The following is a 13,907-nucleotide window of genomic DNA, read 5'->3' on the forward strand; positions in this document are numbered from 1 at the left end:
CAAAACTACAAGCTACTGTGACAACCCTCTGTCATAGGTGCTTTCAACTTTGGATTTTTTATTAACCGGTGTGTGCTTAGATAAATTAAGAAGCTGAAATAACCTTACGGTTCAGGAAACAAAAAAAAGCTGCAGGGCTAGGGATTTCTGCTTTCTTCTGCCAGTCCGTTGAGGTATTGGGAGATCGTCATTTTATGCGGCTCAAATCTTTCGGCAAGGATATGAAAGGACTGGAACCGGTCAACCCTAAAAAAACGGTAATCCTTGCGCAACCGGCAAAAGGCAAGTAGCAACCACTTGTTTGCTGCATAAAACAAAGCAAAAGGTTCAACCACACGCTCGGTAATTTCGTTTTCTTTTAAAGCGCAATATTGGATTTTAATGAGCTTATAATCTGTTAGTGCCTGTTGCAACTCTGTTAAGTGACTACTCGATGGCTTCTCGTCGTTATTAACATACACTTTTACACGTTCAGAAAGTAGGTTCATTTTCTCTTTTTCCGCATAACGCAGCACAGCTTTTACCTTGTCTGTTGCATTGCGGTAATTTCTAACCAGTGAAGCATCGTTATTACCGGCAACAAGTTTTTCAGCGGTGATAACAGCGGCTGCTTCGCTTTCTGTAAACAACAATGGGGATATTTTATAGCCCTCTACCAACGAAAATCCTTTTCCTTCTTCCGTAAAAACCGGAACACCAGCCTCTTCCAATAGCTTGATGTCTCTATAGACAGTTCTTGTGCTAACTTTAAACCGGGTTGCAAGATGAGTTGCGTTTACAATTCGCTTAGTCTGCAAAACGGTAAGCAAGGCAATGAGCCTGCGTAAACGGGTAGCACTGCCAGATTGGTATTGGTTATTTGATGACATACGGACAAGACATAAATTAAATATCTACATTTATTGGCTATTTTACTATATCGCGTTCTATTTGGCATCCTTCAACTCCTTTTGCAGTTTCCTGATCAGTTTCTGATCTTCCGGAAGAACTGAGGAGACCTGTTTGCATGCTATTACCCCATGCTTCCATTTACTCAGAAGGCTCTGGCCGATGCCCAGCTCATCAGCAATCTCTTTTATAGCCTCCGGCTATTGGATAAATCTATAGCCGTTTTCCTAAAGGAATCATCAAACACTTGTTAGCTCATCTATTCAAATTTAAAAGTTTCTGTTCAAATCTGACAAATAAATCCCTCTGGTCAAATGTAGCAAGTCAAATCCTCTTGATGTGGGAGGACAACAAAACCTCAGTCTTTCAACATATGTGTCAGAAAAAAAATCATATGAAGTATCTGCTAACATTTGATTTATTTAAAATTGATTAATTAAATCACTAACCAAATCTACTTATGAGAAACAAAATTTCACATGTGCTCATTGCAGCACTATTATTTGCTGGCTGTTCAAAAAATGAAATCAACAAGACAGAACCGTTAATTCTGCAAAAAAACATCACAGCGCTCAGATCAGACTCCGTTAAGGGAAGCATAACAGCTCTCGCTGTACAAGGTACCGCCGAAATTAACGCTTCTACTGTACAACAGTCTATAAAAGGGTTCGGTGGAGCCAATATTGTGGCATGGACGGGGGACTTAACAAGTACTCAAAGAAGTACGGCATTTTCACCGACAAACGGCATAGGTTTAAGCATAGTCCGCGTACGTGTTCCAAATTCCTCCACAGAGTTTTCTGCTGAAAAAGCAACTATCGACGCATGCAAGTCATATGGAGGCTCAGCCATTGCCTCAGCATGGTCGGCACCCGCATCGATGAAGACCAATGGAAGTGTAGTAGGCGGCAAAATCAAAACAGCTTCTTATTCTGCCTATGCCGCACATTTAAGTGCATTCAATAGTGCAGTTGGCGGCCTCGCCGCCATTAGTCCCACGAATGAGCCGGATTATCAGGTCAATTACGAATCTATGGAGCTTACGGCTCCGGAAGTAGCCGACTTTGTTGCTGCACAGGGCAGCAATTGCGGCGCACCGATTATGGCACCTGAACCGTTCCAAATGAACCAGACTTATATTAATACCTATCTCAGCAATGCAACTGCAAAATCAAAAACCAGTTTTGTATGCGGCCACATTTATGGTAAAACACCTTATAACCTGGGGAATATTGGCAAACCAGTATGGATGACCGAACATTATACCAATTCTAGCATAAGTGGGGAAGATTGGCCAAATGCAATGACAGCAGCTAAAGAGATCCATGATTGCATGAATGCAGGATGGAGTGCATATGTATGGTGGTACATCAGAAGAAGTTACGGACCAATCAGCGAAAGCGGCAATATTCAAAAATTAGGTTACATCATGGCACATTACGCCAGATATGTCCGCCCGGGATATACCAAAATCAGTTGTACTTCAAATCCAAGTACTGGTGTTTATGTTACCGCATACAAAAGCGGAACAAAATTAGTACTTGTTATCATAAACCAAAATACAGCTGTTACTTATCAGCCCTTTAGCTATACCGGGATTTCGGTTAACGGATTCAACCGCTATTTTACAACAAGTACAACAAATCTTGGTTCAAACAGCTTCGCGGTTTCGGGCGGAAGCTTTGGCATTAACCTTTCTGCATCAAGTATTACAACACTTGTATCTTATTAAAATTGCATTTCCCTGGCCAAATGGTCAGGGAAATTCCCAGTCGTTTATTAAATCAGGTCAAGATATTCTGCAAGGAGTGGGAACAAACAAAAATCAGTTTTTGGAAACCCTTATAACCTTACTCGCAACCTCAAGCAGATAACTTTTAAAATCATCTGAAACAGATGCGGGTTTAAATCCTATTTTTTTCGGAGAATCTTTAAAAAGTATCCCGTACCAAATCAAACCGCCTAAGTATTTCCCTGCATCATTCGCATGGTTTGGATCAAAGGCCAATTCTTGTTTGTTCCAAAAATAGCCCACATTGATAGAATGAGTTTGATCAGGTAAATTGGATGCAACAGGATGTTCGAAATCGAAAGCTGTATCCTTTTTATAGCCATATTTTTTATTGGTCGCCACTTCTTCAAACGCATCGCCAACAGGTAAAACCCTGGCATTAAACTGTTTTGCTAGTTTGCGGTATGCTTCACGAGATTTTTGCCACATCTCCAACTGGCTTTTAGCCAATTGCGCTGGCCCAACTCTCCCAAATTTCTTCGCATCAGCACGGTAAGCCCAGGTTTGGTGAATCACGATTTCTGCATTTGGTTGAAGCTTTTTAATATAGTCTACAAGCTTTTTCGCATATGGATTGTAGCTTGATGAATCGCTGGAAAGGTATGAATATTGCTGAATGGTCACTACATCCCAAATACCTTGCGACAATAACATTTTCAACGATTTACCTCCGTATGGCTTTCCTTTAACATCAGTTGAATCCTTTTCAAATTTTTCTACATAACCCCAATGTTGCTCCAAAGAATGACCGCCTAGTTCTGCCCTACCAATAATTAAATTTTTACCCATTTCTTTGGCCATTTGAGGCAGAAAAGTGGTTGCATTTTGCGAAAAACTATTTCCAATTACAAATAAGTGTAGTGTATTGTTATTGGTTTGGCTGAAAGCATTAAGACTAAAAACAAGCAAAAAAATGAATAATCTGCTGCCTTTGTACTTTAAAAAGAATCGTATCATATTTATAAATTTTTGTTTTTACCTCGCCTTTGGATGGGCTTTCATGTATTTATAGGGTTCTACTCCTAATCGTAAAAAAGCACACACTCCAAAAACTTTTGTACTGTTTACATTAAACAACTAACTTTTTACTGGCTACCCGCCATATTAACCCTGCCGATATCAGAATTAGGCCACCAACAGCCATTACGGTTATTGAAAAATCCTTTGCGATATACCCAAGTATTCCGATGCCTATCCCCACAATACCCATTGAAAGTGCAATAACACCTATCCCGAATTTATTTTGTTTTGCAGCCTCAATATGGAGGGCCGGATCTACAACCCGGACCGCGGTAAGCTCTTTTTCCTGCTCCATTTCTTCTACCTTAATGGAAATACGCCCCTTCGCTGTATAATATATTTCAAAAAACAAAAGAACCGCTATGGGAATACCCATCCCCATGCAGGTTTCCATGGTACGGTCGAGCTTTAAACCCCATATACCGGGCATAATCACCTTAAAAAACAGGTTGATCAGCAATGATGCCACGGTGGCGGTAACGACTGAAAATCCGCTTTGACGTTTAGAAAAAAGTGTCCAGATGATTGGTGCAAACAATGCTCCCCCTGCAATAGAGGCAGTACTTAAAACCACTTCAACAATTCCTCCGGCGCTTGGAATCCAAATGGCTACAACAATTGTTAATACCCCAAAAACCAGGGTAAAGAATCGGGCCATCCAGATCACTTCTTTTTCTGAAGCTTTCGGCCTGAGCAGGTTTTTATAAATATCCTGCGCAAAAACAGTCGAGGCCATATTAATCGTTGTATTGGCTTTACTGGATGTAGCAGAAACCATTCCGGCAAGCACAAGCCCGATCAAACCTGCCGGCATTACTTTTTGGATCAACATCATGTATGCATCTTCACTTTCCAGTCCCTGGAGATTTGGATTGATCACCCTGTAGATCATCGGTGGGATCATCCAGATAAAAGGACTTACAAAATACAATATGGTAAATATACCTGCTACCTTTTTTGAGTTTTTCTGGTTAGACACACTGGTATAACGTTGCACGTACGACCAGTTTCCACCGATATAAAAGGTCTGATAAACAATAAAAGCAAGCATAAACCCAAAGGTATAGTCCTGGTTAAAAGGCTCAAAAAAATGTGGTGGGGCTTTTGCCACAAGGTTTGCCGGTCCGCCGATCTGGGAAAAAGCAATAGGGATCACAATCAGTACCGCTGCTGTAAGTATTACAAACTGAACTACGTCAGTCACTAAAACCGCCCATAATCCACCAGCAGCTGTATATACCACAATAATCAACCCGATTACAATAATGCAGGTTTCCAGTGAATAAGGAGTGGCTACATGCACCATCTTACCAACCGGATACAATACTGCAGCAGTAGTGAACAGGCTGAGCAGTAAGGTCATATAGGTATAAAACTGTTTTTCGGCCGCACCGAAACGTTTGCCAATGTATTCAGCCGCGGTTGCAACCCCTGTTTTTTTCCATCTTCCGGCAATAAAAAAGGTGACAATTAAGCCACTGATGGCCATTGTTAACTGTATTGCATTGGCAACCAGCCCATGTTTATAAGCGATAGATCCCCAAACCACAAAGGTTCCGGCCGAAAAATAGCTGATAAACAAGGATAAGCCATTGATCCACCAGGGTGTTTCTCCCCCGGCTTCGAAAAAAGCCTGTCCGCTTTTACTACCCACACGGGTAAATGTAAGTCCGATACCGAATATAAGTAAGGCAAAAACCGCCATTACCACAAAATCTAATTTTCCCATTTAATTTATCTGCTATTTAGTATTATTGATAACAACGCACGGAGAACAAAGCCGCAGGTACCTCGTCTGAAGGATGTTCCAAATATATCGTGAGACTCCTGGTATTTAAAGGCTCGGTTAACTCAATGATGTTCCTGGTTTGATAATTATCGGTTTTAGTAAAAACAACGGTTCCTTTATCATCTTTAATTACATAATTCCTTACGCAAAACGGCATCACATTTTCCGGATGCCCCATTAGGACAGACTCCATCGGATGATCAAAATCAGTATCAAACAACAACTCGATCCGTTTAACGGTCTTGATTTCTTTCCAACTGATGGTTAATGCCGGATTCTTATCCTTCCAGTCGGCCACCCATGCATTTGGCGCAGAAACGGGTCTATCTATACCATTGGTAACATTTGCAGCACCAAAAGCATTGATGCTATATTGATAGTTAAATGCAATATTGTGCCCTTCAGGCCTGCGCTTGGGGCACCAGAATTCAAACTCATCAACCCCGATATCCTCTGGTGGACTTTGTTTTCCATAATTGGATACCTCCTTATTAATGGCGTTGAACACGGATAATAGCCCTGTAACCCGTTTCGTTGAGAAATGCAGTTTAACATCAGGATTCTTCATAAAGGTAAGAAACGCATAACTTTCCTCAGGCATTACCGCATCAAAACTGATCTTCAGGCAATTGCGACCGACATTTATTGGCAGTGAAACTTTATCTATGGTTAGATCTGGCGTATGGTTGCTCTTTTTACTGCTGATCCTAAGTTCTACTTCCAGCTCCGTTGCCGCGTCTCCTTCTGCATGTACAACAAAGGTCCCGATTGCACCTGCTTTTAAGGGGATCATCTGTGCAACAGAAAACTCGAGTGGTTTAAACAGTTCACTTTCAGGAAGACCTGTCAGCAACAGCTCGGAGGATGCAGTAACCTGCGCACTGCGTACAAGATCGAGCGTATCATTGAGTACAAGATCCGGAATGTGATGCCCACTGCGCAGCAGCTCGGTCTGAAGTTCAGGTATAAATCCTTTATGGTAAATCTGCGCTGGCAACAGAGTTTTGTCTTTACAGATCTTCGCCGCCATGGCAACCGCCTGTGCAGCATGTGCCGCAGTGGCCATAACCCTTGTAGAGCCAAAGGCAACGTGTGTTGCACTGATAATCCTTCCTGCCAGAAATAGATTTTTGATGTTGCGACTGTATAAAGAGCGGTAGGGAATCTGATAAATACCCTTGCTATGCCATTGATTGCAACCGGGTTTCTCGCTGAACACCCCATCTGCCGGATGAAGATCTATGCTCCAGCCACCGAATGCAACAGCGTCATCATGCAGCTGCTGATTAACGATATCCTGTTGTTTGATGATGTATTCGCCTTCGAAACGGCGGCTCTCTCTTTTGCCCGGTATGGTACCTACCCATTCTAGCGTCAGGTTTTCGGCTTCGGGAAAATTGCCTGAGTTTTTTACATAATTCCAAGCACCATAGGCTACTTTCCAGAGTTCCCATTTTATTTTTTCTGTATCGTGTACCGTATCCAGTCTCCCCCCATACTCCAGCCACCAAAGTTTACACCCGTATTCTCTGGTATTAAAATTTCTAAACCTGGGCACTTTTGTAATATCATCCAGTGCATAGGAAGGGGCTACAAACTTTACAGGCTTGCCGGTATCCTTACTGTAAAAATACAGGCTATGGCCAAGCAGTTCCCCATATTCTTTTGTAGGCGCAAACTTTTCTCCAAATTCTTCTTTGGCCTCTGCTCCCATTCTAAATGCCGCACCCGCCAAAAAAGCAACAATGCCATCTCCTGATGCATCGCAAAAAAGTGGTGCGTGTATCATATATTCGGTAGAATTCTGACTGCAAAAGGCCTTTACGGCGCTCAATTCATCTGCAGCTGATTTCTCTACATCATATACGCCGGTATTCAGCAATAAGGTAATATTAGGTTCTGAAACAACCTTATCAAGCAAAACCGTATCAAAAATCAACGGATTTCCTTCGGGGTTCCTGTACATATTTTCTACCATCAGTTCATCCACAACACCACCTTCTCTGGCCCAGCGGTTATTATTTCCCATATGTGATGTAGCGCCCAGCATCCATAACCTTACCTCACTGCTCGCATTTCCGCCAAGCACGGGTCTGTCCTGAACCAGTACAACCTTTAACCCTTGCCTTGCAGCGGTAATTGCGGCACAGGTTCCTGATACCCCGCCTCCTATAATGGCAATATCTGCCGCGAGTTCGTTAGATCGCAGCTGCCTCTTTTCGCCTCCTTGATTTGTGATCATAAAAATATTCTGTCTTATTTCTTTCTGTTATACTTTACACTTATAAAAGACTGCATCAAATTTTATAAATGCCCTAAAACCACTACCAATGGGCCTGACGTCGAATTTTTCAAAATACCAGGCCGTTCCGGTATAAAAGAAATATCGTTTGTCGACAGAAAAAGAGTGTGGTACGGTAACCTTATCCAGTTTATTATCGGGGAAAGCCGGAGCTGCCCAGCCTTCATCTGCCCCTATCTTTAAAGGATCAAGGGCAAAAGACCAGGCACCGGAGAGCGACTGTATATTCGACTGGCCAAATGCAGCCATTGAAAATACAATCAATATGATAGAGAGGATATGTTTTTTCATAATCAGAATTAATTACCTGAGGGACTGATTTCCATCACCAGTCCGGCATTGGGGCCAATTACTGTTTTTTTAACATCAGTTGCATCAATTGTTGACGTTGTTCTCAAAAAACTGCCATTGGGTCCATCGTTTATCGCGATAACCTTATATTTTTTCTTCGTCTTTAAAAAATCTGCATTGAAAGAAATTTCTTTATTTTCCGTTGAACCATTAATTGCAGCGATATACCATGTATCTCCTTTCCTTCTTGCGAAGGCCGCAATTTCGCCGATGGCACTGCATTTAAGTACAATTGTTTCATCCCAGGTAACAGGTAGTTTTTTCAGCAAGGGAATAACAGGCTTAAACTGGCTATCTGCCAATAATTTTACCGGATTCTCAGCCATACACTGGAAGGAGGAATTAAACAGATAGAACAATGCTAACTGGTGAGTATTGGTGGTATTGGCCTTGTTAGAGAACAAGCCGGGGGTATAATCACCATGGCCGAGTACCAGCCTGGTAAAAGGTAGCGCAGCATTGTGCCAGGCCGGTATGGGTTCTTTCATGATATTCAGTTCCATCCCACGGACCCCCTCCCTGGTCATTTCATTTGGATAGGTTTTACTTTCTCCTGTAGGCGCATGGCAGCCATGGAAGTTGACCATCAGTTTTCTTTCTGCACAGGCTTTTAAAAATCCGATTTCAAAATCAATCAGTTCTTTTGCCTCACTGTCCATAAAGTCTGTTTTTATACCAACAGCACCTGCATTGCGCACACTATCCAGAAAACTGTCTCTTTTTGAGGGGTCTCTAAGTGCTTTTGAGTTCTTCCATATCCATACGCCCACCTTTTTACCTGCTGCGAAACTGCATATTTCATTTAACTGCTTCCATTTGTCGGGCCATATCGTTTCCCATCCCTCATCCAATAAAGTATATTCAAAATTCAGTTCGCTGGCAGCTGTTATGAATTTCATTTCTTCCTCAGGCTGCATATAGTTTTTATCCCTGGTGATCCAGCTCCAGACTGATCTTCCAGGTTTTATATAGCTTTGGTAAGCATACAATTGCTTATCTGGTTCAGGATTCAGGTCATTGATCATCGTACTATTCACCAGCGTATTCAGGTCTGTGGCGTACAATAAAACCCTCCATGGCGTAATCAGGTTGCCCGTAACCTTAAACCCGTTCTTTTCTGTAAAATCAACCTGTAATACCCTATTCTTCAAAGCCTTGAAACGCATTCCACTATAATTATACAAGGCCGCTTCGGTAAGCATTGCGTATTTTTTACCCGGAAGTTCGAATAATAATGGTTTTCCCTGTACCGGCCCCTGGCTTGATATTATATCCAGGCTATCTGCCGTGGTATTTTGCCATAACCCTGCGTAACTTTTCAGCTTCCAGGCACTATTCCGCTCAAAAAACCATACCCTCGATTTTGGAAGCACAAAAGCTGTAAGCTCTTTGGTAACATATTGTGCTGTTTTACTATCGAAAATATACCGAAAGGCAGCCCCCTCATTTGAAAGCCGAAATTCGATGTTATATTTTCTTCCTGCTTCTTCTAACAACAATGTGTATATATGATACACTTTATTTCCCGTACTGGCTGTACGCTTTGCTAAAATAGAAAGGCTGTTAACACGGCTCCCGTATGCAATGCCGTCAATAACCAGCCCCATTGTGCCATTATTGACCAGTAACCGCTGACCAGCCTTTACGGTATAAAATAAACGTCCGTCACTTCGAGATATTTCAGCTGAAATATGACCAGCGGGACTGATCATTTTAATTTCAGTATTCAAAACCTCCCCCTTCACTGCAGATACAAGAAGAAGTAGATTGATAAATAATATCGCTTTTTTCAAATTTGATGTTTTTGACCTTTTTACAGGCGAGATTTATAAATGGTTAATTCAAATATAAGGTACAATAAAAGAACCTCGCAGCTTTCAAAAAAGTTATTGTTTTGGGAACGGTCCCAATATTTGGGAACATTCCCAAAATCCTTTCCCCAATCAATTAATATGTTGTATATTGGAAATAATCAATTTTGTGATTGCATCATACCAGATATTTTAACGATGAAAAAGCACCAGGTTACCATTATAGATATTGCCAGGGCACTTAACCTGTCGAAATCAACTGTATCAAGGGTTTTAACAGGCCATGCCAATGTAAGCCTCAAAACCAGGGAAGCGGTATTGGAACTGGCAAAAAAGCTAGATTATCAAAAGAACATGCTTGCCATAAGCCTGATCAGTAAAAAAACAAATACCATAGGCATCATCGTTCCCGAGTTTTCGAGTTCCTATTTCCCACAGGTAATCATAGCCGCACAGGAAGTAGCTACCCAGGCTGGCTACAATACCGTTGTCAGCCAATCAAACGAAACCTACGAAACTGAAGTAGCTAACACCAAAGTGATGCTGGCTAACCAGGTTGATGGTATAATCGTATCTATTACCCGCGAGACCAAGAACTATGACCACTTAAAGATCTTTGAAAGAAAGGGGATTCCAATCGTATTCTTCAACCGTGTATGCGATGAAATGAAAGTTCCCAAAGTAATTGTGGATGATTTTGAGGGCGCTTACAATGCCGTTGATTATTTGATTAAAAATGGCAGAAAAAGAATTGCCCACCTTGCGGGTCCGGTTTCGTTGAGAATAAGTGAGCGCAGGTTGGATGGCTATAAATCTGCACTTAAGAAAAACAATATAGAAATAGATGAGGAACTCATCATTTCATACGATCTGGGCCTTTCGAAAGTTAAGATTTATGTGAACCACCTGTTAAATATGGAAAACCCGCCCGATGCGATCTTTGCGGTAAACGATCCAACGGCAATAGAAGCCATTCAGGTTATCAAAAAAAGAGGCTTAAAAATTCCCGAAGATATTGCCATTATCGGCTTTAGCAACGATTATGCGTCGGCCCTGATGGCCCCCTCCTTAACAACTGTCGCTCAACCGATTGCAGAGATCGGGATGACCGCAGCCCAGTTGTTGATTGATCAGATCAACAGGGATGTGAGCGACTGGAAGGCCGTGACAAAAGTGCTGAAAACAGAACTGATCATCAGGGAGTCAACCTGAAAACCTGTTGATATCCAAAAGGCTATTGTGGGAAATAAATATTATTTGCCCAATTCCTTTTCTTTGGATTTCGTCAATTTTCCATTGATATCTGTTAATTCCAGGTAAAAACGAACTGCTTTATCTTGATCAACAGGCACTGTAAATTCAAATGGATATTCATTTTTATCAATAATCTTTTCCTTGTCTCCATCGATCTTGTAGACTAACCTGGCCTTCTTCCATTTTGTATCATCTTCCTGAAGAAATACAAAAAGCTTTTGCGCATAAGCACCCAGTTTAAACAATAATGCCTTTGTATCTCCTTCCGGGATATTGATATCATCACTTCTCTGATCTTTTTTCACATTCAGGATCTGGTCCTGAAAAGCACTGCTGATTTTTACGCCCGGGATAGCCAGTGCAGTAATGCCGCCGGCAGGGACATTGATCTGGAAAGTGCCATCTTTTAAATTCAAAACCTGCACTGATGGGTATAAAGTCTGAACTCCAGTATTGCCTGAAAAATCTACCCTGGAAGCATCTACAGAAACACGGGTGCTGATATCCGCTCCTGATTGGTTCATAAAAGCAAGTAGAAGTGTATCTCCTTTTTTTGCACTGACATAGTTTAAACCAATATTTGCTGTGTTCAACAGACGGGAAGGCATCCAGAGTTGCACATTTTCGAACTGAAAGAACCGTCCTTTCTTAGCGCCATAAAACTTATTCTGCAAATAGGCATATCCTTCTATATAATCACTCGGAAAGTCTATCCTGCCACCACTTTTCACATAAGCATCTGAAACAAGGTAATCAACAAGCATAGAAGCCATGGGCAGGATATGATTGTAATGAAAGGAGTTTACACTCTGGTCCTTATGCTCGTGGAGTGGAAAATCGGCCTTTTCGTAGGCTGTAGTTCTTTCTGTATTGATATGATATCCCGGAAAACTTTCGGAACGGCCAACAATCGAAGCTTTAGCTACATTCATTAAAAACGGATCATTTGTATGATAGCCTATCCTTAACAACCAGGGCGCATAGGTAGACATGAAAATACCCCTGTGCCCGGTTGAAGTTCCCGATGATTCTGGTGTAAGCCCCATCTCAGAAAGCCTCCATGCAGGCACTTTTTCTTCGGGATAATACATTTGATGATGTCCTTTTGATTTGAGGTACCAATACATCGGTGCTTTCCCTCCATTATTTACAGTAACCAGATCATTCGGTATAGCAGGTGTCATCCAGGTAAACAAGGTATAATGCCTGGCTCCATCCTGTGCAGCTTCTAAATACCGGCGATTGGCGGTAAGTTCATATAATTCTAAAAGAGCAGACCAGTTATTGGTAAAAGTTGGCCAGAAGAAGTTGGAACTAAACAGGGGATCACCAAACTCCTTCAACCTTGTATTTACCCTTTCTTTCAGATATTTATCGGCCAGGGCCTTGCTTAAACTTAAATAAGCGGAATCGGATGTCAGTTTAAACATAAACATCGCATTGACCCAGTTGCGGCCTTTCTGCTCTTCATCAAGATTCCTGACACGCGCCGTTCCGAACTCTTTTTTTGCCATCGTAGTATAAAAAGAGTTGTTCCCGCCAAAAACATCAGATAAAACCTGTAATTCGGATAATGGAGCAATAGGCCCCTTCAACTTCCTGGATGGAGATTGGATTTTCTGATTGCTGTCAATCGCAAACAGGAACTTTTCGCGCGACAACATAAACTCCATTAAAGGATATGCCCTTTTATCAAACATTTCCTGATCATCCCTCACAATAGCCAGTTCAAGCGGGTTCAGACTTGAAACATTTTTTACTGCGCCAGGCACATCCGTAGCATAGGCAAATCCTTTCAGGCTATCGATAAACCAGGCATAACGGGTCTTTGAATAATCAATCAGGTTATCCAAAGTTGTATTCATAGAAACGGTAGCATTGGTCCGGTAATCCTTAAATCCAAACACAGTTGTTGCCATTTGCTCATATGTTTTAGTGATGCTCAAGGGTTCAATAACAAGGCTCATTGAAAACTCAAAAGAATGTCCTGCCATCATTTGGGAATTGAAACCACCCGGCATAGGAGCGAAAACCTGGGGCTGTAATTCTGATTTGTTATTTAGAAGTGCGATTCCGAACTGGCTGTTGGTTAACAGCGGTAAAGGTTGAAAAGGCAAATACCTGGAGGCAGCCAGTACACCTATCGAGTTATACCCGTCATTCACCAGTGTAGCAGGGATTGTTGCCATAAACGACGGAGTTAGATAGGGTTGCAGGGGAACCCGTTTTTCAGTCCAGATCAGGGGTTGCCATAGTTCATCAACATGATCACTTTTAAAAGATGGCGCCCCGATATATCCAACACTATAAAAACCGTTCTTTTTAGGTGTAAACAAAAATTCAATTTTAGGATAAGGCAAACTACTTTTAATCAGCCAGGCTTTTAGCGTAAACAAGGCATGTTCCGGAAAGATAAAACAAATAGAATCTCCAGAACTGATTGTTTTGATTGCGCTAAGAAAATGTGTTTTTCCCGCGTGATAGATATTGGCCGTTCTATCTTGCTTAGCGCTTCTTAATATTTTATCGTCAAATCCATCTCCGGCAACACTGGCACTAACAATTTGTTGGTGATAATCGGCCAGACTACTGTCTGTGGTTTTCCAGGTGGGAATATTGTAAGATACTTTTTTTAATCCTGAAGGTTTCAATGCCAGTTCAGGATCCTTTTCGTTCCAGATAACAACAAAATTGGGTTTA

The 13,907-nt window shown here is 41.7% G+C and carries 9 protein-coding genes; 2 read left to right on the forward strand and 7 right to left on the reverse strand.

Annotated elements, in window-relative coordinates; genetic code table 11:
• Window positions 1-137 precede the first annotated feature (137 nt).
• A complete protein-coding gene (locus ASU31_RS22950) occupies window positions 138-869 on the reverse strand; it encodes a helix-turn-helix transcriptional regulator (protein ID WP_057934588.1) in 732 nt (243 codons plus the stop codon).
• Between the two features lie 479 nt (window positions 870-1,348).
• Here ASU31_RS22950 and ASU31_RS22955 point away from each other — a divergent pair, with 479 nt between their 5' ends.
• Window positions 1,349-2,620 carry a glycoside hydrolase gene (locus tag ASU31_RS22955; RefSeq protein ID WP_057934589.1) on the forward strand — a complete coding sequence of 424 codons (1,272 nt, stop codon included), beginning with the start codon at window positions 1,349-1,351 and terminating at the stop codon, window positions 2,618-2,620.
• Between the two features lie 93 nt (window positions 2,621-2,713).
• Here ASU31_RS22955 and ASU31_RS22960 read toward each other — a convergent pair whose 3' ends face one another.
• The 5 genes from ASU31_RS22960 to ASU31_RS22980 form a co-directional block, all read right to left on the reverse strand.
• Window positions 2,714-3,637, reverse strand: a complete 924-nt coding sequence (locus ASU31_RS22960; protein WP_057934590.1) for a DUF4886 domain-containing protein — start codon at window positions 3,635-3,637, stop codon at window positions 2,714-2,716.
• Window positions 3,638-3,749: 112 nt separating this feature from the next.
• A complete protein-coding gene (locus ASU31_RS22965) occupies window positions 3,750-5,429 on the reverse strand; it encodes a sodium:solute symporter family protein (protein WP_245224591.1) in 1,680 nt (559 codons plus the stop codon).
• A gap of 22 nt (window positions 5,430-5,451) precedes the next feature.
• The gene (locus ASU31_RS22970; protein ID WP_057934591.1) at window positions 5,452-7,731 is read right to left on the reverse strand and encodes an FAD-dependent oxidoreductase; all 2,280 of its coding nucleotides are present in this window, start codon (window positions 7,729-7,731) and stop codon (window positions 5,452-5,454) included.
• A gap of 27 nt (window positions 7,732-7,758) precedes the next feature.
• Window positions 7,759-8,082 carry a hypothetical protein gene (locus tag ASU31_RS22975; RefSeq protein ID WP_157258229.1) on the reverse strand — a complete coding sequence of 108 codons (324 nt, stop codon included), beginning with the start codon at window positions 8,080-8,082 and terminating at the stop codon, window positions 7,759-7,761.
• 8 nt (window positions 8,083-8,090) lie between these two features.
• Window positions 8,091-9,935, reverse strand: a complete 1,845-nt coding sequence (locus ASU31_RS22980) for a glycoside hydrolase family 97 protein (RefSeq protein WP_157258231.1) — start codon at window positions 9,933-9,935, stop codon at window positions 8,091-8,093.
• 216 nt (window positions 9,936-10,151) lie between these two features.
• On the opposite strand from ASU31_RS22980, the gene ASU31_RS22985 reads away from it, so the two are divergent.
• The gene (locus tag ASU31_RS22985; protein WP_057934594.1) at window positions 10,152-11,165 is read left to right on the forward strand and encodes a LacI family DNA-binding transcriptional regulator; all 1,014 of its coding nucleotides are present in this window, start codon (window positions 10,152-10,154) and stop codon (window positions 11,163-11,165) included.
• Between the two features lie 41 nt (window positions 11,166-11,206).
• Here ASU31_RS22985 and ASU31_RS27775 read toward each other — a convergent pair.
• On the reverse strand, window positions 11,207-13,907 hold a 2,701-nt coding region (locus tag ASU31_RS27775; protein WP_057934595.1), incomplete at its 5' end, for a hypothetical protein.

The organism is Pedobacter ginsenosidimutans (assembly GCF_001442625.1).
Taxonomy (GTDB): Bacteria; Bacteroidota; Bacteroidia; order Sphingobacteriales; family Sphingobacteriaceae; genus Pedobacter; species Pedobacter ginsenosidimutans.

Bases quoted from the DNA above. Each gene is read 5' to 3' on its own strand.
- ASU31_RS22970 (WP_057934591.1), bottom strand. From the start codon at position 7,731: ATGATCACAAATCAAGGAGGCGAAAAGAGGCAGCTGCGATCTAACGAA.
- ASU31_RS22960 (WP_057934590.1), bottom strand. From the start codon at position 3,637: ATGATACGATTCTTTTTAAAGTACAAAGGCAGCAGATTATTCATTTTT.
- ASU31_RS22975 (WP_157258229.1), bottom strand. From the start codon at position 8,082: ATGAAAAAACATATCCTCTCTATCATATTGATTGTATTTTCAATGGCT.
- ASU31_RS22985 (WP_057934594.1), top strand. From the start codon at position 10,152: ATGAAAAAGCACCAGGTTACCATTATAGATATTGCCAGGGCACTTAAC.
- ASU31_RS22950 (WP_057934588.1), bottom strand. From the start codon at position 869: ATGTCATCAAATAACCAATACCAATCTGGCAGTGCTACCCGTTTACGC.
- ASU31_RS22965 (WP_245224591.1), bottom strand. From the start codon at position 5,429: ATGGGAAAATTAGATTTTGTGGTAATGGCGGTTTTTGCCTTACTTATA.
- ASU31_RS22955 (WP_057934589.1), top strand. From the start codon at position 1,349: ATGAGAAACAAAATTTCACATGTGCTCATTGCAGCACTATTATTTGCT.